The sequence below is a fragment of the Flavobacterium ginsengisoli genome (assembly GCF_029625315.1).
Classification (GTDB): Bacteria; Bacteroidota; Bacteroidia; order Flavobacteriales; family Flavobacteriaceae; genus Flavobacterium; species Flavobacterium ginsengisoli.
In genome coordinates this window covers 3,969,621-3,993,689 of record NZ_CP121110.1, presented here as the reverse complement: position 1 = coordinate 3,993,689, position 24,069 = coordinate 3,969,621, and the positions used below count along the sequence as shown (strand labels likewise).

General features: G+C 32.3%; 23 protein-coding genes and 1 pseudogene. 6 read left to right on the top strand and 18 right to left on the bottom strand.

Annotated elements, in window-relative coordinates:
- Positions 1 to 179: 179 nt before the first annotated feature.
- From P5P87_RS18630 to P5P87_RS18600, 7 genes are all read right to left on the bottom strand, one after another.
- Entirely contained in the window at positions 180 to 551 is a 372-nt protein-coding gene (locus P5P87_RS18630) for a hypothetical protein (RefSeq protein WP_278020232.1), read from the bottom strand.
- Positions 552 to 810: 259 nt separating this feature from the next.
- Positions 811 to 1,341, bottom strand: coding sequence for a hypothetical protein (locus tag P5P87_RS18625; RefSeq protein ID WP_278020231.1), 531 nt, complete (start codon positions 1,339 to 1,341; stop codon positions 811 to 813).
- A 123-nt stretch (positions 1,342 to 1,464) separates the two neighbouring features.
- Positions 1,465 to 2,205: a LytTR family DNA-binding domain-containing protein gene (locus P5P87_RS18620; RefSeq protein ID WP_278020230.1), complete on the bottom strand. Its 741-nt coding sequence runs from the start codon at positions 2,203 to 2,205 to the stop codon at positions 1,465 to 1,467.
- A gap of 15 nt (positions 2,206 to 2,220) precedes the next feature.
- Positions 2,221 to 2,670, bottom strand: coding sequence for a GNAT family N-acetyltransferase (locus tag P5P87_RS18615; RefSeq protein ID WP_278020229.1), 450 nt, complete (start codon positions 2,668 to 2,670; stop codon positions 2,221 to 2,223).
- Between the two features lie 191 nt (positions 2,671 to 2,861).
- A complete protein-coding gene (locus P5P87_RS18610; protein ID WP_278020228.1) occupies positions 2,862 to 3,299 on the bottom strand; it encodes a GNAT family N-acetyltransferase in 438 nt (145 codons plus the stop codon).
- A gap of 4 nt (positions 3,300 to 3,303) precedes the next feature.
- Complete coding sequence (locus P5P87_RS18605; protein WP_278020227.1) at positions 3,304 to 3,681, bottom strand: nuclear transport factor 2 family protein; 378 nt, start codon at positions 3,679 to 3,681, stop codon at positions 3,304 to 3,306.
- A 12-nt stretch (positions 3,682 to 3,693) separates the two neighbouring features.
- Positions 3,694 to 5,076 carry a polymer-forming cytoskeletal protein gene (locus P5P87_RS18600; RefSeq protein WP_278022814.1) on the bottom strand — a complete coding sequence of 461 codons (1,383 nt, stop codon included), beginning with the start codon at positions 5,074 to 5,076 and terminating at the stop codon, positions 3,694 to 3,696.
- 141 nt (positions 5,077 to 5,217) lie between these two features.
- Here P5P87_RS18600 and P5P87_RS18595 point away from each other — a divergent pair, with 141 nt between their 5' ends.
- Complete coding sequence (locus tag P5P87_RS18595; protein WP_278020226.1) at positions 5,218 to 5,622, top strand: helix-turn-helix domain-containing protein; 405 nt, start codon at positions 5,218 to 5,220, stop codon at positions 5,620 to 5,622.
- Between the two features lie 374 nt (positions 5,623 to 5,996).
- On the opposite strand, the gene P5P87_RS18590 is transcribed toward P5P87_RS18595, so the two are convergent.
- Positions 5,997 to 7,172, bottom strand: a complete 1,176-nt coding sequence (locus tag P5P87_RS18590) for a DUF5018 domain-containing protein (protein WP_278020225.1) — start codon at positions 7,170 to 7,172, stop codon at positions 5,997 to 5,999.
- Between the two features lie 267 nt (positions 7,173 to 7,439).
- Between P5P87_RS18590 and P5P87_RS18585 the strand changes: the two genes are divergently transcribed.
- Positions 7,440 to 8,732, top strand: coding sequence for an aminopeptidase P family protein (locus P5P87_RS18585; RefSeq protein ID WP_278020224.1), 1,293 nt, complete (start codon positions 7,440 to 7,442; stop codon positions 8,730 to 8,732).
- 302 nt (positions 8,733 to 9,034) lie between these two features.
- Here the strand turns inward: P5P87_RS18585 and P5P87_RS18580 are convergent, their stop codons facing one another.
- Complete coding sequence (locus P5P87_RS18580; RefSeq protein ID WP_198855348.1) at positions 9,035 to 9,553, bottom strand: ferritin; 519 nt, start codon at positions 9,551 to 9,553, stop codon at positions 9,035 to 9,037.
- Between the two features lie 89 nt (positions 9,554 to 9,642).
- Positions 9,643 to 9,999 (bottom strand): hypothetical protein, encoded by a 357-nt coding sequence (locus tag P5P87_RS18575; RefSeq protein ID WP_274254603.1) that lies wholly within the window; start codon positions 9,997 to 9,999, stop codon positions 9,643 to 9,645.
- Between the two features lie 179 nt (positions 10,000 to 10,178).
- On the opposite strand from P5P87_RS18575, the gene P5P87_RS18570 reads away from it, so the two are divergent.
- Entirely contained in the window at positions 10,179 to 10,982 is an 804-nt protein-coding gene (locus P5P87_RS18570; protein WP_026728296.1) for a TIGR00266 family protein, read from the top strand.
- Between the two features lie 167 nt (positions 10,983 to 11,149).
- Positions 11,150 to 11,926, top strand: a complete 777-nt coding sequence (locus P5P87_RS18565; RefSeq protein ID WP_278020223.1) for an alpha/beta fold hydrolase — start codon at positions 11,150 to 11,152, stop codon at positions 11,924 to 11,926.
- A gap of 85 nt (positions 11,927 to 12,011) precedes the next feature.
- Here P5P87_RS18565 and P5P87_RS18560 read toward each other — a convergent pair whose 3' ends face one another.
- Both P5P87_RS18560 and P5P87_RS18555 read right to left on the bottom strand, forming a co-directional pair.
- Positions 12,012 to 12,386 (bottom strand): hypothetical protein, encoded by a 375-nt coding sequence (locus P5P87_RS18560; RefSeq protein ID WP_198855345.1) that lies wholly within the window; start codon positions 12,384 to 12,386, stop codon positions 12,012 to 12,014.
- A gap of 26 nt (positions 12,387 to 12,412) precedes the next feature.
- Positions 12,413 to 12,628, bottom strand: coding sequence for a roadblock/LC7 domain-containing protein (locus P5P87_RS18555; RefSeq protein ID WP_278020222.1), 216 nt, complete (start codon positions 12,626 to 12,628; stop codon positions 12,413 to 12,415).
- Between the two features lie 397 nt (positions 12,629 to 13,025).
- Here P5P87_RS18555 and P5P87_RS18550 point away from each other — a divergent pair, with 397 nt between their 5' ends.
- Positions 13,026 to 13,169, top strand: coding sequence for a hypothetical protein (locus tag P5P87_RS18550; protein WP_198855343.1), 144 nt, complete (start codon positions 13,026 to 13,028; stop codon positions 13,167 to 13,169).
- Between the two features lie 478 nt (positions 13,170 to 13,647).
- Here P5P87_RS18550 and P5P87_RS18545 read toward each other — a convergent pair.
- The 6 genes and pseudogenes from P5P87_RS18545 to P5P87_RS18520 form a co-directional block, all read right to left on the bottom strand.
- A pseudogene (locus tag P5P87_RS18545) lies at positions 13,648 to 16,411 on the bottom strand (PD-(D/E)XK nuclease family protein).
- Positions 16,412 to 16,474: 63 nt separating this feature from the next.
- On the bottom strand, positions 16,475 to 17,938 hold the full coding sequence (locus tag P5P87_RS18540) for an OmpA family protein (protein ID WP_278020221.1): 1,464 nt from the start codon (positions 17,936 to 17,938) through the stop codon (positions 16,475 to 16,477).
- A 113-nt stretch (positions 17,939 to 18,051) separates the two neighbouring features.
- Positions 18,052 to 19,245: a glycine C-acetyltransferase gene (gene kbl, locus P5P87_RS18535; protein WP_278020220.1), complete on the bottom strand. Its 1,194-nt coding sequence runs from the start codon at positions 19,243 to 19,245 to the stop codon at positions 18,052 to 18,054.
- A gap of 82 nt (positions 19,246 to 19,327) precedes the next feature.
- Positions 19,328 to 22,486, bottom strand: coding sequence for a UvrD-helicase domain-containing protein (locus P5P87_RS18530; protein ID WP_278020219.1), 3,159 nt, complete (start codon positions 22,484 to 22,486; stop codon positions 19,328 to 19,330).
- Between the two features lie 84 nt (positions 22,487 to 22,570).
- Positions 22,571 to 23,167, bottom strand: coding sequence for a lipoprotein signal peptidase (locus P5P87_RS18525; protein ID WP_278020218.1), 597 nt, complete (start codon positions 23,165 to 23,167; stop codon positions 22,571 to 22,573).
- A 127-nt stretch (positions 23,168 to 23,294) separates the two neighbouring features.
- A complete protein-coding gene (locus P5P87_RS18520) occupies positions 23,295 to 23,501 on the bottom strand; it encodes a hypothetical protein (protein WP_278020217.1) in 207 nt (68 codons plus the stop codon).
- Positions 23,502 to 23,682: 181 nt separating this feature from the next.
- Here P5P87_RS18520 and P5P87_RS18515 point away from each other — a divergent pair, with 181 nt between their 5' ends.
- Entirely contained in the window at positions 23,683 to 24,039 is a 357-nt protein-coding gene (locus P5P87_RS18515; protein ID WP_278020216.1) for a roadblock/LC7 domain-containing protein, read from the top strand.
- Positions 24,040 to 24,069 lie beyond the last annotated feature (30 nt).

Genomic DNA, 24,069 nt, shown 5'->3' with positions numbered 1-24,069 from the left:
GCATTCCGTTTGCCATTCCTAGCATAAAGGCTGTTATTACAATTATAAATTTTCTTTTTATCCAATGAAGAAGCGGTCGTTTAGATTGCTCCAAACGAGAGTTTTTATTTTGTTTATACATTTTGAAAATGATAAATGATTAGACATTATTGATCATCTATGCTCAGAAATAGATTTTCTTAAGCGCTGTATAAACTTTTATCGAAGTGTTTTGAAGTGATTATTTCATTTATAAAAATCGACTGATTTATAAATGAAGTTAATTTTTGATGAATTATATTTTGAAGTCTCAGTAGTTTCTTAATTTGAAAAGTAAAAATAGTTTCCGTTTTAAGAAAATTCAAAACAACTGAAAATCTTATTTCATTCCAGGAAACAACTTGCCCGAATTTATATAAACGAGAACTTTTAAGCTCTATTTTTTTTCTTAAAACTACAAACGAAGACTGATAATATTCTGCCGATTTAGATTGAGAATATAAAGCACCATCACCCGCAATCACGACAAAAGTCAGAAAGAGTGCAATTAAGTATTTTATATGTTTTTTCAATTAGTTTTATTTTTGAATGGCGGATTCTTTAAACGAAAATACACATTTCAAATAAAGAAACCGAAGTAAATATTTCAACTTTTTTAATTTTCCACTCAGTTGTCATTTCGAGGAACGAGAAATCTCCGCAAGAAGCTCCGTACAGAATGTCTCCAATCTTTGTAGAGTCACTAGTGGAGATTTCTCGTTCCTCGAAATGACAAGATTGTGTGCAAAAACCTTTGTCAAAATTCAGTTCAAAACATAGCTATTACTAATCCTATGACTTTTCAATTCCTTTTTTATAGAGCAACAACCCCAATCCAAAAACAAAAACGATACAGCTTAAAAACATCCAAACGCCATTTTTCAAAACAAAAAATGAAAATCCAACAGCAACCGAACCCACAATTACCATTAAAGATTTTACGGTTTCTGTTTTTATAAAAGTAAATGCATGCAAAGCCAAACCAAGAAAAAGCAAAGAAGGACCAACAGCCACGAATGGATAAAAAATCAATGGAGAATTACTGATATGTTGACTTAATGCCTCTTTTGCAATTTCGTTATTTCCGTAACTCGACATGATAAAATCGATTGTACAAAGTCCGATATGGGCAATAACACCAAAAGTTGTCAACGCAGAAGCAACTTTATTAATTTTCGTTTTTGGAAACGCGTCATTAAATGATAATAAAAAACAAGCTCCAATTAAATTGAACCAATGCGCAAAATCTACAGATTGGCTTAAACTTGGTAAAAGGCCTGAAAAAAATAAATAACTAACTAAAAAAAGTATTGCTCCGATCATGCAAAAATGTTTTGTTTTCATAATTTATTTTAAAAATTGAAGAAGCAAAACTAAAATGAAACCTTTTCTAAAACCCTAATTTTATTAACTTAGGTATAAAATGTATTGTTTTAGGTACGAAATTTACAATGCCATTAAAACATCTTTATAATTTCTCGAAACCGGAAGTTCTATTTGAGTCAAAATAATTGTATTTGCATTTCTCCAAGATTTAAAATGCGACGGATTTATTAAATGCGAACGATGAATTTGCACTAAAAAATCGAAATCGTCCTGAATTTTTTTGAGCGAGGAACGAATTAATTTAGAATGGAGTTTTCCGTTTTCGAGATAAAAAATCTCAACATAATTTTGAGCATTCGAAATACAGACCAAATCGGCTTTGTTGATTTTTAGAATGTCTAATCTGTTTTCTCCTTTAAATAGCAAAACATCATCCGTTATGGGAATTAGTTTAATTAAATATCTTCTTGCGAGAATAATTACTGGAGTTAAAATTAGAACGACTTTTATAAATATTATCGAAAAGAATTCTAAGAAATCATATCCGCCATTTAAAATTGGACTTTTATAAAAAGTAAAAACACCAATTAAGTAGAGTAAATGAAAAAGAAAAATGGCTGTTATTTCTAAACCCACATTCCACTTCCCTATTCTTTCGTAAAAACTTTTTTGAATAAATGCTAAGAGACCATAACACAAAAATGCCATTACACTAAAACCAAAACTGATTAAAAACCAAGCTCTAAAATTTATGGTTCCATCGTCAAAAGGTTTTATAATGAAAGCAAAAACAAAAAGCCATAACCCAATCAGTAAACCGACAATTAGATTATGTTTTATAGAAATGTTTAGCTGTTTCACTTTTCGATTTAGTTTTTAAAGTTTCATCTCCATAATAGGCATGAAGCGGTTTTTTATAGACGTTTCAAATTCTCCAATTTTTACAAATCCCATTTTGGCATAAAAATCCTCTGCATTTGGTTCTGAATCCAGCTTTATTTTTTCTATTCCAGTTTCTTTAATTCGGTTTAAGAAATCAAGAAGCAAATATTTTCCAAATCCTCTGCCAATATGTTCCGGTAAGATAAATAAATTATCAAGTTCGATTACTTTTTCATCTTTGAAAACATAAGAATAATATCCTATAACAAAACCTTTATCTATCAATTTGAAAACGTTATTTTCTCTAATATAATCTTGAGAAATAGTCAAATTTTTATCCCATTTCTGAATTTGTTCCACAGAATATCCCCAATAAGCTTTTGACTTTTTGGTTATTGAAGTTAGAATTTCGTTGTCGGTTATGTTGGCTTTTTGAATTATCATGGATTTGAAAATATGTGAAATTAAAATCAATTAAAACCTTTACAAAACTTGCCTAAACACAATCTTGTCATTTCGACCGAAGAGAGAAATCTTCGAAAGTAACTCCGTTCCAACAAGCCAATCTTTGTCAAGCTCCTCGCGAAGATTTCTCTCTTCGGTCGAAATGACAAACTAGACTGATAATTTTGTACCTATTTATAAATCGTAAACTTATTATGACTCAAAGTAAAACCAAGATTCTCATAAATTACGACATTTTCTACTCGCTTTTTATTTGTCGTCACTTCAATACTTTTCAAATTATTTTTCTCAGCAAAATCTAAAATCTCATTTATTAATAATCTTCCAACGCCTTGACTACGATATTTTTGATGAATGAAAAACTCCTGAATTTCACCAACTAAACCACAATGATGCAAAAGGTTTTGCGTGTGAAAACTAATAAATCCGACACCTTCATTTTCGTTTTCGGCAATCAGATAGACATTTCTAGGATTTGAAATGTTTTCATCGAATATTCTTTCGAAAACTTCAAAATCTAAAATTTCATTTTCGAGTTCGCAGATTGCTTTGTAGATAAAATCCAAGTCTTGTTTTTCTACTTTTCTGATGTTTATTTTTAGACTCATAACTTTAACTCATATCGGTCAATTTGACAATCTTATCATCAGAAAACTGAAAAACTGACCTTCCTTTCATATTCAATTCCTGCCCTGCTTTTAACCCATTTGGAAAATCTATTGCTAGAACTGCATGATAATCGATATCGACAATTGCTGTAATTTCATCTTGTATGAGTGAAGTAATAGTTTGTTTTCTCGCTGAGAAATATTCTTTGGCGTTTTCGGCTTGAGCAGTAAATTCTTTTATTCCGTTCAAAGTCATGTTGATTTCTCCATTCTGAATGTTTTCAAAAACAATCGATTCGTCAAAATCGGCAATCATTTTATCAATATCAAATTGATTATATCCTTCGATATAATTTTGGATTATTTGTTCTTTGTTGGTCATAGTCTAAATTTTTTATAAATATTCATTCAACCCAAGTCGTTCAAATTTCTGTTTGTATTTTTGAATATATTGACTCCACTCTTCTTGATTTTTATAAACAGAAAAAGCATATTCAACGGTTTCTTTACTGAAATGATTTGCAAAAATATTGTCCAAATATTCAATTCCCGAATCGATTACTTGTTTTAAAACCTGCAATTTATCAATTCCATTTTGTTTGCAAGCTTTATCCAGCCAAAGTCCTTTTCCAATTTTTACATATTCTACAAGAAAATTTTGTGTTATAAATTGAGGAGGAACATCGTTAATATCTGGTTCATTTCTACCGTTTTTAAAAACCATTAGTATTAATTCTTCCGAATAATATTCTTCTGGAATTAATGTTATTACTGTTCCGCTTTTAGTCGCTAAAAAGCATAATTCTTTTGTACTAAACTCATCCGGAATTTGATTTATCGCAAAACCGTTTTTTATGACTAGCTTTTCACACAATTCTACCGTAATAAACTCCAAAGGCACAAACTGAATTGCATAATGAGATGCATTTACTGCTTCATCACATAATTCTTTGGTTCTATATTGAAGTGGAACCAATTTTAAGCCTCTGTAATTTGATATTGCAAATTGTTTCCAATAATCATAAGTCTTAACAGGAGGATTATTTTGTTTTAAAACCAATTCTCCACGTTTTAAAAACTCTTCAAGTTCTTCAAAAGTTTCAATTAACGGATTATCTAGTAATTTTCGAAGTTTATTTGAGATAATTTCATCGCCCGTTTCTTCGTCATATTCTCGTTCATTTTTTAAATCAATATCATTGGCTCTATCATTATAATAGAACAAACTATTTTTTCTATCAGCAAATCCTGTATTATGATCTGTAACGATAAAAACAGGAGAATCGATTAAACCCGAACAATTAAAATTTCCGTGATTATAATATGTCATCACCACTTCTTTTGCTGTAACATTTCCGTTTATTTCAACATTAGCACCGCCAAGCAAAAGACTTTGACAATTTACGCTTCCGCTAATGAAAATATACGGGCCATAATCGCCTTCGGAATTGATAATTGAACCGCTAACAGATAAATTTCCATTTATAAAAATACCGTCAATTCTTATTTCTTCCATTTCTTTAGTTGGAAGATTTAATAAATTGGCTAGCCATTTTTTCTCTTTATCTTCATAAAGATCTAAATAAAAATTTCCTTCAAAATCGACATCTTCTTCTGAAACCAGAAAAAAATCTTCATCGCTCCAGTCCTCATATAAATCGAAGTTTTGATCTTCAATTAAAAAAGGATATTTGGTTTTGATTTCGGCTATTGTTGTTAATTTAAAATTAGAATTCTGCATTTTATTGATATTAATCGAAGTTGATTTTTTGAGCACCAAGATTACATAATTCTAAATTCAAAATCAAACAATAGTCAGAAAAATTGTATTTTTACTTCACAAAAAAGAACCTGTAACTGCAAACTTGTTTTCTGCATAAACCAAAAAAGGTAAAAGAATTTTAAATATCTTTGAATCATGAGCACAGCAATAAAACCAAAACATATCGGCAGAAACATTAGCCGAATTAGAGAACTGAGAGATATGAAGCAGGAAGCGCTTGCTATTGCACTTGGTGTTAGTCAGCAATCTATTTCTAATCTTGAAGGAAGTGAAAACGTTGATGATGAAAAATTAAACAGAATTGCAGAAGCTTTGGGAGTACCAGCCGAAGTAATTAAGAATTTCTCCGAAGAAGCTGTTTTTAATATTATCGGAAACACCGCAGAAAATAGTTCTTCAGTTGTTAGTTTCGGATGTACTTTTAATCCGTTGGACAAACTTCTTGAAACTTTTGAAGAGAATAAAAAACTTTACCAGCAGTTAATTCAAGCTGAAAAAGAGAAAGTGGCTCTTTTGGAAAAGTTGCTTGATAAGAAATAAATTCTAAGAAAGATATATTTAGAGAAAAAACCGAAGCTCAATTCAAGCTTCGGTTTTTTTTATAATCAAAGTTTGTCATTTCGAGGAACGAGAAATCTTCGTGAGAAACTCCCCTTAGAATATCATCAATCTTTGTCGAGTTACTTGCGAAGATTTCTCGTTCCTCGAAATGACAAGATTGGGTAAATACTTTGCCATTTGAAAAGAAAAAATCTGCCAAATCTGCTAAATCTGCGAGAGATAAAATCGCCAATCTTTGTAGTGTTTCTTGCAAAGATTTCTCCTTCGTCGAAATAACAAGATTGTGATTATTTCTAACTTTTAAAAGAAAAAAACCGAAGCCTTATATTGACTTCGGTTTTTTTAGATTCGATTTATTCTTTTCCTTCTAATTCTATATTAAAATGCCAATCATGGTCAAACCAAACATTTGAATCTTCGAGGCTATTTTTTTTACTAATTCTGGACTCTCCAGAATAACCACTACTATAACAGAATCCATCTCCAGTTTTATTGTTAGCTGAGCTACCTGCATAAATACCCAATTTTTCTCCATCAATTAGATACCAATAAAAGCTATATTTTTTATTGGCCTCTAAATAAAGATTTAGTTTTTGCAGATCAAACGGAATAAAACCTCCGCTAAAGTATTCCGAAACCTCAGTAGTTGTAACTGCTAAAATATTAAAATTTGCATCTTTAATAATTAATTTAAGGGTTACTGGTTTATCATATCTTAGTTTTTCGTCATAGTAAGTAAATCCTTCACGAAGATGTATACTAAAAGTAGAAGGAACCAAATTTTTATCGACTATAACTATTTGTCCTGTACCTACATTTCTATCATAAGCTAATATATCTGGAGCGTTAACCCTACTGTCACCGCCAAACCATTTCCAAGCGTTTGCTTCTGAACATGATCTAAATATGTAACTATTCATATGCTCTAATTTTACTTGATAAACTTTTTCTATTCCAGATTCTGATGTAACAGTGAAATTTACAGGCTCAGAATAGTCTTTTATCGTTTTAGGATCAGGGGTTATAGTGGCATATTTTGAAAATTTAATTTCGACATTTAAATTTTTAAGGTCGTTACTTTCAGGAATTCTTTTTGTTACCAGTCCTTCTTCATTATCAATATCAGCACTTAATGACAAATTTGGAGTTTTCACATTTACTTCCAAAATAAAATTATCAGTACTTGGTTCTCTTTTTATATCTACATTATAATTTTTCATTTCTCCATTTTCTGCCGTAACTACAAAAAACAGAGGCCCATTAATAGATTTAATCGTTACTGGATCTGGGATTATTGTTGCACCTCTAGGAATCAAAACATTTAAGTTTATATCTTCTAATTCAAATGTACTTTCTACAATACCTTTTATTGAGTTTTCTTCAATTGAAAATTCTTTGGTAACACTTCCTTTTGTTATAGTAAAAGATTGAATTGTATTTTCGTTACTTAAACTTTCCTCCGAAGCACAGGATACCATTAAAAGAGAGATAAAAAAGAGGATTGAAAATAGGTTAATTTTAGTTTTCATGAATTTTAAGGTTAGTTTACTGACTGCAAATATTATTCTTTCTAATATAATTTCTTTACGGGAAACCGTATTCTTAAACAATCAATTCTATAATGATAATCAGGAATACAAAAATGGTTTATAATGAGAAAAAAATCATTTAATCCGTAAAATCTGTGGCTAAAAAATTAGAACCAAAACAAATAAGAAAACTTTAATAAATCTGCTATACGCCACTAAATCAAAAATTAGTAATTTTGAAATTCGAAGTTCAAAAATGAAATAATTATGAAATATCATCAAATAAACAGTGGTCTTTTTGTAAAAAACCGCAAAAAGTTCATGGCAGAAATGAAACCTAATTCTGTTGCCGTGTTCAATTCAAATGACATTTACCCAGTTAGTGCCGATAGTACTTTACCTTTTGCTCAACACAGAGATATTTTTTATCTAAGTGGTGTTGACCAAGAAGAAAGTGTATTGCTTTTGTTTCCAGATGCGCCTTATGAGCACCAAAGAGAAATGCTTTTCTTGAGAGAAACCAACGATCATATCGCAGTTTGGGAAGGCGAAAAATTGACTAAAGAACGTGCTTTTCAGGTTTCTGGAATTAGAACGGTTTATTGGTTACAGGATTTTCATAAAATTTTGAACGAAATGATGACGTATGCCGATACGATGTACATCAATACCAACGAACATTACCGTGCGACTGTTGAAACAGAAACTCGTGAAGCTCGTTTTGTAAAATGGTGGAAAGAGCGTTATCCAGCACACAATGTCGCGAAAAGCAACCCGATTTTACAAAGACTTCGTTCTGTAAAAGAAAGCGAAGAAATCGATTTGATTCAGCACGCTTGTGATATTACAGAAAAAGGTTTCCGCAGATTATTAGGATTCGTGAAACCAAATGTTACAGAATACGAAATCGAAGCTGAATTGGCTCACGAATTCATCAGAAACCGTTCTAAGGGTTTTGCTTACACACCAATTATCGCTTCTGGAAACAACGCGAATGTTTTGCATTATATCGAAAACAATCAGCAATGTAAAGAAGGAGATTTAATTTTGCTTGATGTTGTCGCAGAATACGCAAACTATTCTAGCGATATGACAAGAACAATTCCTGTTTCTGGACGTTTTACAGATCGCCAGAAAGCAGTTTACAATGCGGTTTTAAAAGTAAAAAATGAAGCTACTAAAATGCTTACTCCAGGAACGCTTTGGAAACAATATCATGTTGAAGTAGGTAAAATCATGACTTCTGAATTGCTTGGTTTAGGATTAATTGACAAAGCCGATGTTCAGAACGAAAATCCAGAATGGCCTGCTTACAAAAAATACTTCATGCATGGAACGTCTCACCACTTAGGACTTGACACGCATGATTACGGATTGCTTCATGAACCAATGAAAGCGAATATGGTTTTCACGGTTGAACCAGGAATTTACATTCCGGCAGAAAAATTCGGAATTCGTTTAGAAGATAACGTTGTGGTTCAGGAAAAAGGAGAACCTTTTAACTTGATGCGCAACATTCCGCTTGAAGCTGACGAGATTGAAACTTTGATGAATGAATAGATAAACAAGAGGCTGTCCAATATTTTCGGACAGCCTTTTTTTATTAAGCCCCAACGGGGCTAACTATTTATAGAAATTCAATCATGCAGATGCAAAAGAGCTCCAGTGGAGCGAAATATAATAGAATGGTCAAAAACATGTGTCGCTCCTCTGGAGCTTTATCGTTCTATAATAAATAGAATTTCTATAAATATCTGGCTTCTCCGAAGCCTAAACAGATTAAAAGCTTAATGATGAATAGACAAAAAGGAAGCCCTTAATAAAAATATTAAGGGCTTTCTTTTATTATATAAATCCGTTAATTATCCGATTTTTGAAATCTGAAGGTCTAATTGAAATTTGCCATCAGCTTCGTTTCCGTTAATTAGTTCGAAAAGTTCTAATGCTCTTCTTGCATTTTTCTCTTCTTCTCTTTGCTCAGCTACATACCACATCATAAAATCTTCTGTAGCGTAGTCATTTTCAGCTCTACATTTTGCAATTACTTTATTGATTGCTTGAGTAACTGCAATTTCGTTTTGTAAAGCAATTTCGAATACTTCTCTAAAAGAAGCAAATTCTTGCTGTACTTCTGGAACAGATGGCGTAACTGCAATCCCTCCCATGTCTGTAATATATTTGAAAACTTTTAGAAAATGCTCTCTTTCTTCTTCGGCTTGCTTGTATAAGTAAGATGCTGTATTTGCATAACCGTTTCTATCTAACCATGCAGCCATAGCTAAATATTTATTAGAAGCGTCGCTTTCTATTTTTGCCTGTAAGTTCAATATATTTTCGATTCCTTCAACTAATGAAGTACTTGTTCTTAGTAAATCTTTCATAACCTTTAATTTTTATACGTGTAAAATTACAAAAATTAAAGGAGGCATCTGTAACTGCTTGAAAATTTGGATTTAATCTAAGTAAGAATCTAAATAAGCTCTACATTAACAATATTGCAAAGCATAGAATGCAATGTAAGGGTAAATTTTGTTCCGTTAAGTAAATCTCTCAACTGCACTATTTCGCAGATAGTAAGATTTCTAGAGAAATTTCTTTTGGTAGTTTCAATCAGCTGTGCATCCGACTGATCAGACAAGTCATAAAGCATGTTAAGAATATCAACACTATTAACCTTTCTTTGAAAAATCAAAAAATCTTGAATTTTATAACTTGACACTGTATCAACAAAATTGATGATTATACTATTGGTCAAATCACATTGGTAACTGTATCCTTTTTCGGTTTCAAATAATACTTTGGTGGTCAAATCACTAACTAATGCCATTCTGATAAAATATAATAACGGTGCAAAAATATAGAATTTAAAGTAATTAAACACATAATTAAGACTAATTTAAAATAACAAAATTACTTAATGTTCTTAAAAACAGCTATAGTGCATAAAAAAATGTAACGTTTTAAAGGATCATAAGTCTAATTTTAAAAACAAATAACTAAGAAATCATGCAAGCACACGAAATAGATTATCAGATTTTTGGAGAAGAAATGCAGTATGTTGAAATAGAACTAGACCCACAGGAAATTGTAATTGCCGAAGCTGGAAGTTTTATGATGATGGAAAACAACATTCAAATGGAAACTATATTTGGAGACGGTTCTCAGCAACAAGGATCAGGTTTGTTTGGAAAACTTTTAAATGCAGGCAAAAGAGTACTTACAGGCGAAAGCTTATTTATGACAGCATTTTTAAACCAAGGCAACACCAAAAGCAAAGTTTCTTTTGCATCACCATATCCTGGAAAAATTCTTCCAATTGATTTAACAGAATTTCAAGGCAAATTCATCTGTCAAAAGAGTTCGTTTTTATGCGCTGCCAAAGGCGTTTCTGTTGGGATAGAATTCTCGCAGAAATTAGGACGCGGTTTATTTGGCGGTGAAGGTTTTATCATGCAGAAAATCGAAGGAGACGGAATGGCATTTGTACATTCTGGCGGAACAATGGCTAAAAAAGTTTTGGGTCATGGCGAAGTTCTAAAAGTAGATACAGGTTGTATTATTGGTTTTACCAAAGATGTAGATTATGATATTGAATTTATTGGTGGCATCAAGAATTCTATTTTCGGGGGCGAGGGATTATTTTATGCCACTTTAAAAGGTCCTGGAACTGTTTACATACAATCACTTCCATTCTCAAGATTGGCTGATCGTATTATTGCCTCGGCACCAAGATCAGGCGGAAACAGCCGAGAGGAAGGCAGTCTTCTTGGCGGATTAGGAAATCTTTTGGATGGGGATAATAGATTTTAATTTAGAATGGCTTTCATTTCTGAAAGCCATTTTTTTCTTATTTCAAAACCGTAATGTTATAAATAAATTTATAGCTATTTTAAAGATTTCCCAATTAAATCAAGACATCACGATATTTTAGTTCAGCTTTCTTAACTTTGTGCCTCAGAACAAAAAAATCTTTCATTTTGAAAACTCTTTTATATAAAAACACTAAAATATCATACTCAGATTCTGGAACTGGAAACACAATAGTTTTTCTTCACGGCTTTCTGGAAAACAAAAAAATGTGGAAAGATTATATTGATTTTTTCTCAGAAAAATATCGTGTCATTACAATCGATTTATTAGGTCATGGTGAATCTGAGCCATTAGGTTACGTTCACGAAATGGAAGATAATGCCAATGCAATAAATGAAGTTTTGGAAAATCTGAAAATTGAAAAAGCTACAATTGTTGGACATTCGATGGGTGGTTATGTTGGTTTGGCTTTCGCCGAATTATATCCAAAGAAAATTCAAAAATTAGTTTTGCTAAATTCAACTTCTAGAGAAGATAGCGCCGAAAAAAAATTAAACCGAACAAGAGCCATAAAAGCCGTAAAACAAAATTATATAAGTTTTGTAAGTTTGGCAATTGCCAATTTATTTAGCGAAAATAACAGAACAAGATTAGCCGAACAAATTGAAAAAGTAAAAGAACAAGCGCTTAAAACTCCGTTACAGGGAATTGTCGCTTCTTTGGAAGGAATGAAAATAAGAAAAGACAGAGAATGGCTTTTAAAAGAAAAACGTTTCCCTGTTTTATTGATTCTTGGAAAAAAAGATCCTGTTTTAAATTACAACGAAACCATTTCTCAAATTGAAGACACAACTGCAGAATTAGTTTCTTTTGAAGATGGCCACATGAGCCAGATTGAAAACAAAGAAGAATTGAAAACAGTTTTACAACATTTCTTTGAATAAAAAACCAAACATTAAAATTCAAAAAAGGCCATTTCTAACCTAGGGTTGAAATAGCCTTTTTCTCATTCTTGGGGGCAAAATATCGTTATAACTTTGAAGTAATGTCTTTCTTGTATTTAGATAAAGTCGCTCTTGTTAAACCAAGATTTGCTTTAGTAGAATCTACTGCTAAGTAGATAAAGTATCTTCCATCTTCAGAAACATCAATAATGTGAATCTGATCTGTAAGTGTAATTAAAATATCATTAATTTTTTGATTTAATCCTAAGGCTCTAAGCGCATTTAATTTAGCTTTTACAACTTCTAAATTATATGCAGAAGCCAATTCTGGATCAAAATCAGATTTTACTGTTAGAGAGCAATAAGACATTCCTGTTTCAACTTCTGTAACCGAAACAGCAATAAATCCGTTAATATTTTCTTTTAAATCGTTTTGAAAATTTTGTAAAAAATCTGACATGTGTATTAAAATATTTGGTTTTTAAATTAGTTGTTAAAAATAGAATCCATTTTTCTTAGCAATAATCCCATTTTACTTAAATCTTTAGAAAGCAACGCGATGCAATTATCATCTTGATTTTTGCTTGCTACAACAATTCCGTCGTTATTTTTAATCATAACCTGCTTAAGATCTCCATTGTTAACGTCTTCAGACATTTCAAGGCACATCTTTAAAATCATTCCGATCATTGCTTGCAACATTCCCGTCATATTCTAAATTAACAGACTCGTTTAAGACGCCATCAATATTAAAACTCAGTCCAGACTCTGCGCCAGTCTCTTCTACTAGTGTTTGTAAATCAATCATATTCTTTTATTTGTCATGTTTTTGGAAGCGCCAAAGATATTTTAATATTAGTAATTGTAAGCTAAACACTTGTTAAAAAAAGATGCAGTATAACGTACTGACGCACTTTTATTTATCACTTAATTAATGTTGTTTTTTTGCAAAAAATCTGCAAAAAATCTTAACATAAAAAGTAAATAATACTAAAAACGTAACATTTTACTTAACAAAACTCATTTCTAAAATTAACATTTGCAGATTGTTGCATTTGACAAAAGTTTTTATATAGCTTTGCAAAAAAAATTTATCAAAATGAAAACTGTTGACGAATTACGCTTTGATTTAAATGTAAAACTGGAGAAGTTTAGAAGATTTCGTATTGAAAACGGACACATTAACAACACGACTTCTGAAGAAAAATCTAAGAAAGGTTTCTTCAAAAAAATATTCAGCTAAAAGCATCAAAAAAAGCCGAATTTGTTTGAAACAAATTCGGCTTTTTCATTGGTTATATGCGACTTAACTGCATTTAAAATTTTGAAAGCGACTGTATTTCATATTATACTTCGTTTATTTCAAGCGGCAATAACCATATCTTTTCAATAAGAATTTTCTTTAATTTGATTCGTTGGAATTCCATTCCTTTTTAAAGACAAATCAATAAAAAATCGCTCAAAAAACTTACGTCTTAATTGATTAAAAAATTATCCACCTTATCCCCAAAAACACTCTTTCTTTCAAAATACCACTTTCTAGTTTTTTGATTTTAAAGAAATTTAAACATAATAAACAAATATCAACTTCCACTTTTGTTTATCGCCTCATTAAAAAAAGCACACAAAAAGGAACACCACTCAAAATAAACCAATTACATCAAAAAAATAACTTGTAAAATTAACTGATTTCAAAATATTGCATTTTACAAAAAGCAGACTTATATTTTTTCTTCAAAAGGGATATTAATATCAAAAATCTCCGCTAACAAATTGGCTATTTCTTCCAGATAAGAGTTTAAGATTTGAGGCGTCACTATGACATCTAGATCTTTTTCTTCTTTAAAGCCAAAAGGCAAAAATCCCGATTTGAGGTTTTTGAATGAAATAATTCCAACTTCTATCGGAAGTCCGCCCGCTTCTTTCTCAAACATGAAAGCATAAGCCAAAACCTGAATAATTTTATCGTTTTTAATCTCCTGCGTCAATCCGTTCCAAGTTTTCAACACAACGCTAGCCTTTTCTACTTTTCCAGTCTTATAATCAATAATTCGAATTTTGCCATCTCGACGCTCTATACGGTCGACATTTCCTTTAATTAAAACAGGAAATGGCAATTTTGGATGGACAAACTCACGTTCAAAAGTTTGTTCTAAAGCGACAATCTGAATCGCTTCATTATTTTTAACCGATTCTAATTCCATTTTCAAGAAATTAGAGACGTTTCTTTTTGCCACTTCAAAAGCCAGAAGATTACGTCCTTTCTTGATTTCTCCTTCTTTATAAACCAACTTAAATTGCTTAAGAACTTCGTCATCCAGCAACTTAAAGCAATTTGAAAGATCATTCTCAGAAATAAACTTCCCAATAAAAGGTTCATACAATGCTTTTAAAGTCTCATGAATAATAGTCCCTAAAGTATTCAACGCAATGTTTTCTTCAACTTCTTCAACTTCACGAATTCTTAATATCTTCTGAAAATAAAATTCAATTGGATTCCGAATATAACTAGTCAAAGCCGACGGAGAAAACCCATTAACAGCAATTTCTTTCAAACGCTCCATCACCAAATCAGACTTTGGAACAGAAATAGGCTCATAAGCCGTATTTGGGAGATCCGGATTATAAATATCAAACGTAATATTATGCTGTGATTTCTTTTCGACTTCTAATTGCGTTATAAAACGGCTTCGCTCTCCTGCATCCAATCCGTCATTTTCCGTATTATAAATCAAATAGATATTTTTAGCCCTTTGCAATAAATGATAAAAGTGATAGGTATAAATCGCATCTTTCTCTTTAAAAGTTGGAAGCCCTAGCTCTCTTTTTACATCATAAGGAATAAATGAATTCTGCGATTTTCCAGCTGGAAATTTACCTTCATTCATAGAAGTTATAATTACAGTCTCAAAGTCCAAAACACGGCTTTCTAAAACTCCCATAATCTGCAAACCACGCAACGGTTCACCTTCAAAAGACACTTCGGCCAAATCTATAATTTGCTTATAAATCGAATGAAGCGTATCAATATTATCAATATGATGATGTTTAGAATAGTAATTTATAAGTTTATTAATTACTTTAAAAACTCCATAAACAAAAGCTTTCGCAATTTTTTCTTCTTCGTTATCATTACTAAAATGATCTTTAATTGCAATTAATAAAGCAGAAATGTTTTTTAAAACCGCAACAGACCCATTTATCCATTTTTCAAACAACAAATCAAAGAAACTCGAAGGCTCAGGATGAAGTTCTAAAATTTTCTGATGAGTAATAAAAGTATAATTGTTTTCTTTAATAATTCTTACTAATCTATGCGCATTTGCATAAGGCTCAACCAACGGATGAGTTAAAATATCAAGTACATCTTTATAATAAAAAACATAACTGCCGCCTTTTCGAGAAAGGGCATTGGTATGCATTTTAAATAATTTGGCAACAAAAATCTGCGACGGATTGTTCTTTCCAGAATATCCCATTGTAATGTTTAAAGCCCCAACAGATGAAGGAAGCGAATACAAAACAGGAACCAATAAATTCTCTTCACCAAGCACAACGGCAACTTTATCTAACGAAGCTTCTGGATTTTGATCAATTAAATTTTCGATAATACTACCCGCTAATTTTGCTTGCCCAATTGTTTTTGGAGTTCCGATAACTTGAATATTTTTTGACTGTGAAAAATCATCCACAATCCATTCAAAAATATTTGACTTATAATGCTTCCAACTTTCTTTAAAACGTCTCAAAAAAAGTCCAGCATCATGATATGGATCATTAAGAAAAGCTTGATCAGCATCCCAATAAATTCGGGCTTGATCTAAAGCTAATAAATCGTTGCACGATTTTTTCTTCTGCTGCATTTAAAGCGTTGAAACCCGCAAAAATAAAAGTACGTTTTCCAATAGTGTTCGAAAAATGATTGAGATTATTTACCGCTTCTCTGTAAATCAAACCTTGATATCCAATTGACTTAAACAACAAATGACTGTACAGTGACTCGTAGTACAACGGAAGTAACTTCCAAAAATCAATATAATTTTCAAGAAGTTTAGTTTTTTGATCTACTTCTAGCCCCCATCTTTTTATATCTTCAATATCTTTTAAATAAGAGAGAACATGCGATGGATCTAAAAGATAGCGATCAATTTCATTAAAATCTTGCAAAAGGGTCTTTGCCCAATTTGCAAACAGCTCAAAAGATTGCTGATGCTTCTGCTCTGTAATTGATAAATAAACTTCGTAAAACTCAAACAACAGCTCTATCGAATCAACTGAACGTATTGAAGCTACATCTTGAACAAAATCTTCAATACTTGTAATCTCTGGAGCAATAATAGTCTTCGAAGTCTCTTTTTTAAGAGCTTCAATCAAAAAAACTTTTGCTCTTTTATTCGGAAGTATTATTGTTATTTCAGAGAGTTTCTCTGCAAAGTCCTGAATTACAACAGAGGCAATTTTTTGAAGAAAAGAAGTATTTACCATAGGATAAAAATAAAAAAAGCCATTCAATTAAGAATGGCTTTTCATGTTTATTTAGAAAACTAATTATAGTTTACCTTGGTATTTAGAACCAATGTGTCTAATTTCAGTTCTTCTGTTTTGTGCTTTACCTGCAGCAGTTTTGTTACTTGCAACTGGTTGGCTAGAACCAAATCCTTTAGCTTCTAAGTTTTCTGGGTTAACACCTCTTTCAACTAAAGCGTTTAATACAGCGTTAGCTCTATCTTCAGAAAGTTTTTGGTTAACTTTAGCAGAACCTGTACTATCTGTGTGTCCTTCGATAGAGAATTTCGCGTTTGGATAGTTTTTAAGGATTTCTTTAATAGCATCTAATCTAGCTGGAGTTTCTTTGTCACCAGTTTTGAAAGTAGCTTTTCCTGAGTTGAAGTAGATTGCTCTAGCTTGAACTTTAAGATCTTCTAATGCAGCAGAAGTTACTTCTGGACATCCTCTGTTACTTGCAGGACCTGGAACTGTAGGACAGTCATCATCTTTATCAGCAACACCGTCTTTATCAGCATCTAAGAATGGGCAACCACCGTTTTCTTTAGGACCAGCAACTGTAGGACATTTATCGTCTTTATCAGCGATTCCGTCACCGTCAGTATCAGGACAACCTTTTAAAGCGACTAAACCAGCAACATCTGGACAAGCGTCATCTTTATCAGCAATTCCGTCTCCGTCTGTATCAGGACATCCGTTTAATGCGACTAAACCAAATACATCTGGACAAGCGTCAGAAGCATCAACGATTCCGTCACCGTCAGTATCAGGACATCCGTTGAATTGTTTTAAACCAGCAACATCTGGACAAGCATCGTCTTTGTCGTAGATTCCGTCTCCGTCAGTATCTTTACCTCCGAATTTGAAAACTAAACCTGCAGTGTGTTGGAAGTGAGATGGAGCATCTGGAGTTCCAGAAGCATCTTGTCTATCACCACTAACAGCCCATTTGTATCTTGTAGCTAACTCAAGACCAATAGCATCAGTAAACCAGAAAGTAACACCAGCACCTGGGTTAACAGTTCCATAGCTACTATCTCCGAAGAAAGTATAACCACCACCAACAGATAACGAAGGATCAATCACTTTAGATTTGATTAATTCTTGGAAGCTATATTTGATAGTAGCATCAATTCCGTAGTACATTAAGTCACCAGGATTAGTAACAACGTTACCTCTACCATCATGCCCTGGAGCAGCTGGATTAAAAGTAACATATTTATCAATTTTGTTTACAGATCCTTGTAAACCAACTGAGAAACCGCTACCTACGTATCTAGACACACCAATGTAAGATAAAGAAGGTAAAATGTTCCAGTTGTCTTTTACAGCGAATGGCTGAGAGAAGTGCTGATCGAAAAATCCACTACCAGCACCTGAACTTGTTCTAGTATCCACAGCATTAACTCCGAAAGAGATCGCCCATGGATTGTTACTGTCTTGCGCGTGAGCATTTAAACCCATCGCCATCAATACAGCAACTAAAAGTTTGTTAAGATGTTTCATACTTAATTTTTTTAATTACAATTTAGTTAATTACAAGCAAAAGTAACACCAAATTTTTTAAATACAAAATGAAATGTTAAAAAAAACCTACAAAAATTTAACAGAAGTGGTAATTATATAACTTTTAACATTTTACCGACAACTGTGAAGGCATTTATAGCTTTGTCCAAATGTTCTTTTTCATGCGCCGCAGATAGCTGTACTCGTATTCTAGCCTTATCTTTCGGAACCACTGGAAAGAAAAATCCAATAACATAAATTCCTTGTTCCAAAAGTTCGTTTGCCATTGTCTGAGATAATTTTGCATCGTATAACATAACTGGAACAATTGCAGAATCTCCATCAATAATATCGAAGCCTGCTTTTTTCATACCTTCTTTAAAATAGTTGGTATTCCATTCTAATTTATCACGAAGTGTTGTGTCTCTTTCCAATAATTCAAATACTTTTATCGAAGCGCCAACAATAGCCGGAGCCAATGAATTTGAAAACAAGTAAGGTCGAGATCTCTGACGTAATAACTCAATAATTTCTTTTTTTGCAGTAGTATATCCTCCCATTGCTCCACCTAAAGCTTTTCCAAGAGTCCCTGTTATAATATCTACCCTTCCCATTACTCCTTTTGCTTCAAGAGTTCCTTTTCCAGTTGCCCCAATAAAACCAGCGGCATGACATTCATCTACCATTACCATTGCATCGTATTTATCAGCAAGATCACAGATTTTGTCTAGTGGCGCTACTAATCCGTCCATAGAAAAAACTCCGTCAGTAACAATCAATTTAAAACGAGCTCCAGCTTCGTTTGCTTTTATCAACTGCTGCTCCAAGTCTTCCATATTATTATTTTCATAACGATATCTAGCGACTTTACATAAACGAACACCATCTATAATAGAAGCGTGATTTAAGCTATCTGAAATAATTGCATCATTCTCTCCCAACAAAGGCTCAAAAACACCTCCGTTTGCATCAAAGGCTGCGGCATATAATATAGTATCTTCTGTACCATAAAAATCAGCAATCTTTTTCTCTAATGTTTTATGAATATCTTGTGTGCCACAAATAAATCGAACAGACGACATTCCGAAACCATGCGTATCCATTGCATCTTTTGCTGCTTGCACCACTTCTGGATGCGATGAAAGTCCTAAATAATTATTAGCACAAAAGTTCAACACTGTTTCTCCTGTTGAAATTGTGATTTCTGCACCTTGAGGAGAAGTAATAATACGCTCCTTTTTAAAGATTCCATTTTCTTCAATTGTCTGCAATTCTTTTTGCAGATGTTCTTTTATTTTACCGTACATTTTTTATTTATTTAAAACGTTAAATATTAACAGCTTAACCAAAATTCAGCTTCGCTTTTTCTTTAACATCTGATTAATTTTTTCACAAATTTACCACCTCAATTTCTGTCCCAATGTATACCAAAGCCTTTTTCAAAACTGCATATCCCAAATCTTCAATTGCATCTTGATATTCCTGAATCTGCTGTTGATATTTTGCATTTACAGCACCTGTTTTATAATCTAACAAATAGGCTTGTTTATTTTCTAAAAAGACAACTCGATCTGGCTTTAAAATTCTCCCTTCTTTCTGAACAATCGTCTGCTCATTCAAAACCGTATCTTTTCCATCAAAACAAACATTTAGTTCTGGATGATTCACAATTTCTCTCAAAGTTTGCAATACTTGATCTACTTGATCGTAAGTTATCAAACCGTTTTCAATAGCTTTAGTTACCGCCAAATCAACATCTGTTTTATCTTTAACAAAAGCCAAAATTTCATGAACAATATTTCCGTACGAAATAGCTTCCTGCTGATGCGTTCCCCACATTAAAGCTTCGCGTTGTGCAATTTTAATATTTTTCGGATTTAAAACTTCCCTGACAACAGGAATCGATTTAACTGTATCGACTGTTCTCGTGATTTTTGATAGCCTAGTTTCATTTCCAAATTCATAACTCAATTTTTCTTCCTCGTAAACCCCTTCATGAATCAAAAATTTAATAAAAAAAGAAGCCATGTTGTTCGGATATTCGCCATCACTTTTAGCTTTTAATGATTGAGAAATCACATATAATTGTTCTTCGGCACGCGTTAGCGCCACATACAACACATTTATATTATCTAAAAGCTCTTCTTGTTTTTTCAAATTAAAAACTGCCGAGGCACTTTCTCCAAAACTTTCAACCGCACTGCTATTATCAACCAAAGCTTTTGGAACTCCTAAATCTATTTCTTCAGTATCGAGCCACAACTTATCTTTTGGCTTTCGGTTATAATCTTCATCTGCAAAAGGCATAATTACAACCGGAAACTCTAATCCTTTAGATTTATGAATCGTCATAATACGAACTGCATTATTTCCTTCTGGAGACGGAATGCTAAATTTATCCGAATTTTTATCCCAGAAAATCAAAAAGTCTGCAACTCCAGATTGATTCCGAATATCTCTTTCTAAAACAATATCCAGAAAAAACTGCACATAAGCATTTCCTTCAGACAGAAGAATAAATTTAGAAATAATGATTTCAACAGCCTCATATAAAGATTTCTTCCGAACATCTTCAAAAGAAAAAGAAACATCAAAAGTCACAAGCCATTCTTCAAATTCTTTTTCAAATCTATGATTCATTCCCAATGCAATGAAATCATGAACCGGCATAGACAAGTCTTTTGTTGAAGAAAGGAAATGCAAAAAGTTAGCTTTCGACTCTAAGTCGGCGCTATTATTTAAATACCGAAGAAGATGAATTATAAAACGAACTTCTGATGCATTCTGAATCATTAAAGTTTCTGAAGAAAGAAGCGGAACGCCTTGCTCGGTCAAATAATTTGCAACCGCAATTCCTTGATCTCTTTTTCTCGTCAAGATTACAATATCTTTATATTCAAAACCCTGCTTAACGACTTCTCTGATCGTATTTAAAGTTGCTAAGACATACAAATCTGATTTCTCTACAACTTCTTCGTCATCTATAAATTCATTTTTCTCGGCAATTGGAAGAAAAGAAATATTCACATACCCCCCTTTTTTCGAATTCGTATTTTGGAAGCTGTGATTTTCGTATAAATCCTTATAATCTGCATTTGTAAATTCAGCCGAAATTAATTGGAAGAAAGCATTATTAAATTCAATAACCTCACTATAACTTCTATAATTGGTATCTAAATGCTTCACTTTTTTTTCGTGATGAAAAAAAGCGACTTCTTCTTTACTTAACTCGATAAACTGTTCTGCTTTTCCTCCGCGCCAACGATAAATTGACTGTTTCGGATCTCCAACAATCATCAAAGTTCCTTTGTTACCATAATCATCCAAACCAGAAAGTGAATTATCAATAAGCGGAATCAAGTTCTGCCATTGCATTTCTGATGTATCTTGAAATTCATCAATAAAGAAATTGCGATAACGCTCACCTAAACGTTCATAGATAAAAGGCGCTGGCTGATTCTGAATTTCGCGATGAATAATCGCATTGAATTCTGAAATCGATAAAACATTTTGTTCCGACTGAATTTTAGCAAGTTCATTACTCACCGTATTCAGTAAAGAAAGCGGAGTTATGTTTTTTAAGAAAGCCTTATAAAAATCTCTTTTTTCGAAATTTTGATAAACCTCTTTTAATATCTGAAGCAATTCTGGAATAATATTTTTGATTAACGCTCGGTCTTTTGCCGTTTTGTTAATTGCAATATCATCAAACTCATGAAAGGTTTTATTTTTTGGATTGAATTTTCCGCTTCGAATACTTTCCAAATGATTTGGAAAAGTTCCTCTTGAAAATGATTTTGGGTCAATTCCGTTTTTATCAATTAATTCAATTGCTTTCGTTGCAAGACCTTCATTTTTTTCTTCCAGTTCTTTGCAAAGCGCCTGCATTTTCTTTTTAATTTCAACAAACTCTCCGATTGTTTTATCTTGAAAATGCAAAATTTCATTTCTATTATTTTCATTCAAAACCAATCTTCCTGTGTCGAGAATTTCTCGAGAAACATCCCAACTTTTGTCATCATCGGTTTTTTCCATTGTAAAATCGATAAGCAATTTGGTCAATGTTTCGTCTTCTCCTGCTTGAGCAATAATTGCATCAACAGCCTCAACCAATAAATTTTCGGTATCCAGAGTAACTTCAAAAGTCATCGGAAGATTTAAATCGTGCGCAAAAGCACGAATAACTTTATGGGTAAATTTATCAATGGTAGAAATATCAAAAGCCGCATAATTATGAATTAAGTGCTTAATGATCTGCTGCGATTTGGTTTTAATTTTAATGATTGAAAGCCCAGTATCGCGTGACAAATCTTCCATCAAATCAGCTGCTTTCGGAGACGGATCGTCTTTTGCAAATTCAGACAAATTCCCAACAATACGGCTTTTCATTTCATGAACCGCTTTGTTGGTAAAAGTAATTGCTAAAATATTTCGATATGCATCGTTTTTTGGAGAAGAAAGAATAATCTTTAAATATTCTTTAACCAAAGTATACGTCTTTCCTGATCCTGCAGAAGCATCATAAATAGAAAAAGACGGACTTTGCATGGTTTTGATTTTTTATATCGTAAAAATAGCACTTCTAGCGCAGTATTAATTAAAAAATCAAATAAAATTGAGAAATCGATAAAATTAGTGTTTTGGAAAAGCTCTTTTGTTGAAAACCAAAAGTATACCTACACCAGTAGAAATTGCCACATCGGCAATATTAAAAATTGCATTGAAGAATGCAAAATGTTTTCCTCCAAATATTGGCAACCAACTTGGAAGCTCACCTTCCCAAATAGGAAAGTAAAACATATCTACAACCAAACCATGAAACCACGTACCATATGGAGTTGGAGAAAAAATAGTTGCTAAGTTATGTGTGCTGTCATCAAAAATAACTCCGTAGAAAACAGAATCGATAATATTTCCAGCCGCTCCTGCGAAGATTAATGCAATAGTCGCTATCAGATAATTTGAATGACGCTTTTTTACTGAATCAGAAAGCCACCATCCAATTCCAACAACAGCAAAGATTCTGAAAACGGTCAAGATTAGTTTTCCGTATTCACCTGGTATTTTTGTACCCCAAGCCATTCCTTCATTTTCAATAAAATGAATTCTAAACCAATCAGCAATTACAACTTCTTCGCCTAAAACAAAATTTGTTTTGACATAAATTTTAGAAAGCTGATCAACAATTAAAACTAAGAATATAAGGAAATACGCTTTTCGTAATGACATTTTATAATTTTTTGATGGGCAAAAATAACAATTTAATCAAAAAAAACGCTCCTAAAGGAGCGTTAATTCTTTTGTAACAAACTAAACAAGTTTATCTGCTAATCTAAACCTGATGAAGTTTACTTTTTTACGGCAGCTTTAGCTGGTGTCTTTGGACTGTCGGAAAAAAATTCTGAAATAGATTTAAATATTCCCTTGCTTTCTTTTCCGCCGCCAACTTCTTAGCTTCTCCCTTTTTTACATCAGCTTTAAACTTAACGCGCAGTTTTTCAAATTCTTTCATTCTGCGCTCTACATCAGAGTTTACTTCTTTGAATTTCAATACTTTAGCCATAATGTAAGTTTTTTGTAGTAAATAATTTAAATTATTACTGATTTGGTACTACAATGATACATAATTTAATTTATATTTGTTAATAAAAATTAACACTTGTTTAGGTTAAACAGCAATTAATTTTTAAATCCAAATTCCAAATGAACTGAATTTAACATTCATCCCAAAATCCTACAAAATCATGAATGAAATCACAACTACCCTAAATGACTTTCTTGTCAGCACAAAATCTACAGCGACTTTAATTTTAAATGGAAAAGGCAAACTCATTACCTCACTGAATTTAGACTATGGAGATAGTATCGCCGCAATGAGCGCGACAATTTTATCTATGAGCGAAAAATTCTTACTTGATTTAGAAAAAGGCTCTTTAAAACAATTGTACTTAAAAAGCGCCGAAGGCGTTATCGTTGGAAACAAAATAAGCGGTTCCAATTTCATTGTTGCTTTTTCTCGAGAAGGAAGCAACCTTGCATTATTGATGCGTTCTACAGAAGAAGTTTCTGCTGAATTAAGCAAAAATTCATTATTGAAATAACAATAAATTCTATTAACAAATAACCCAAAT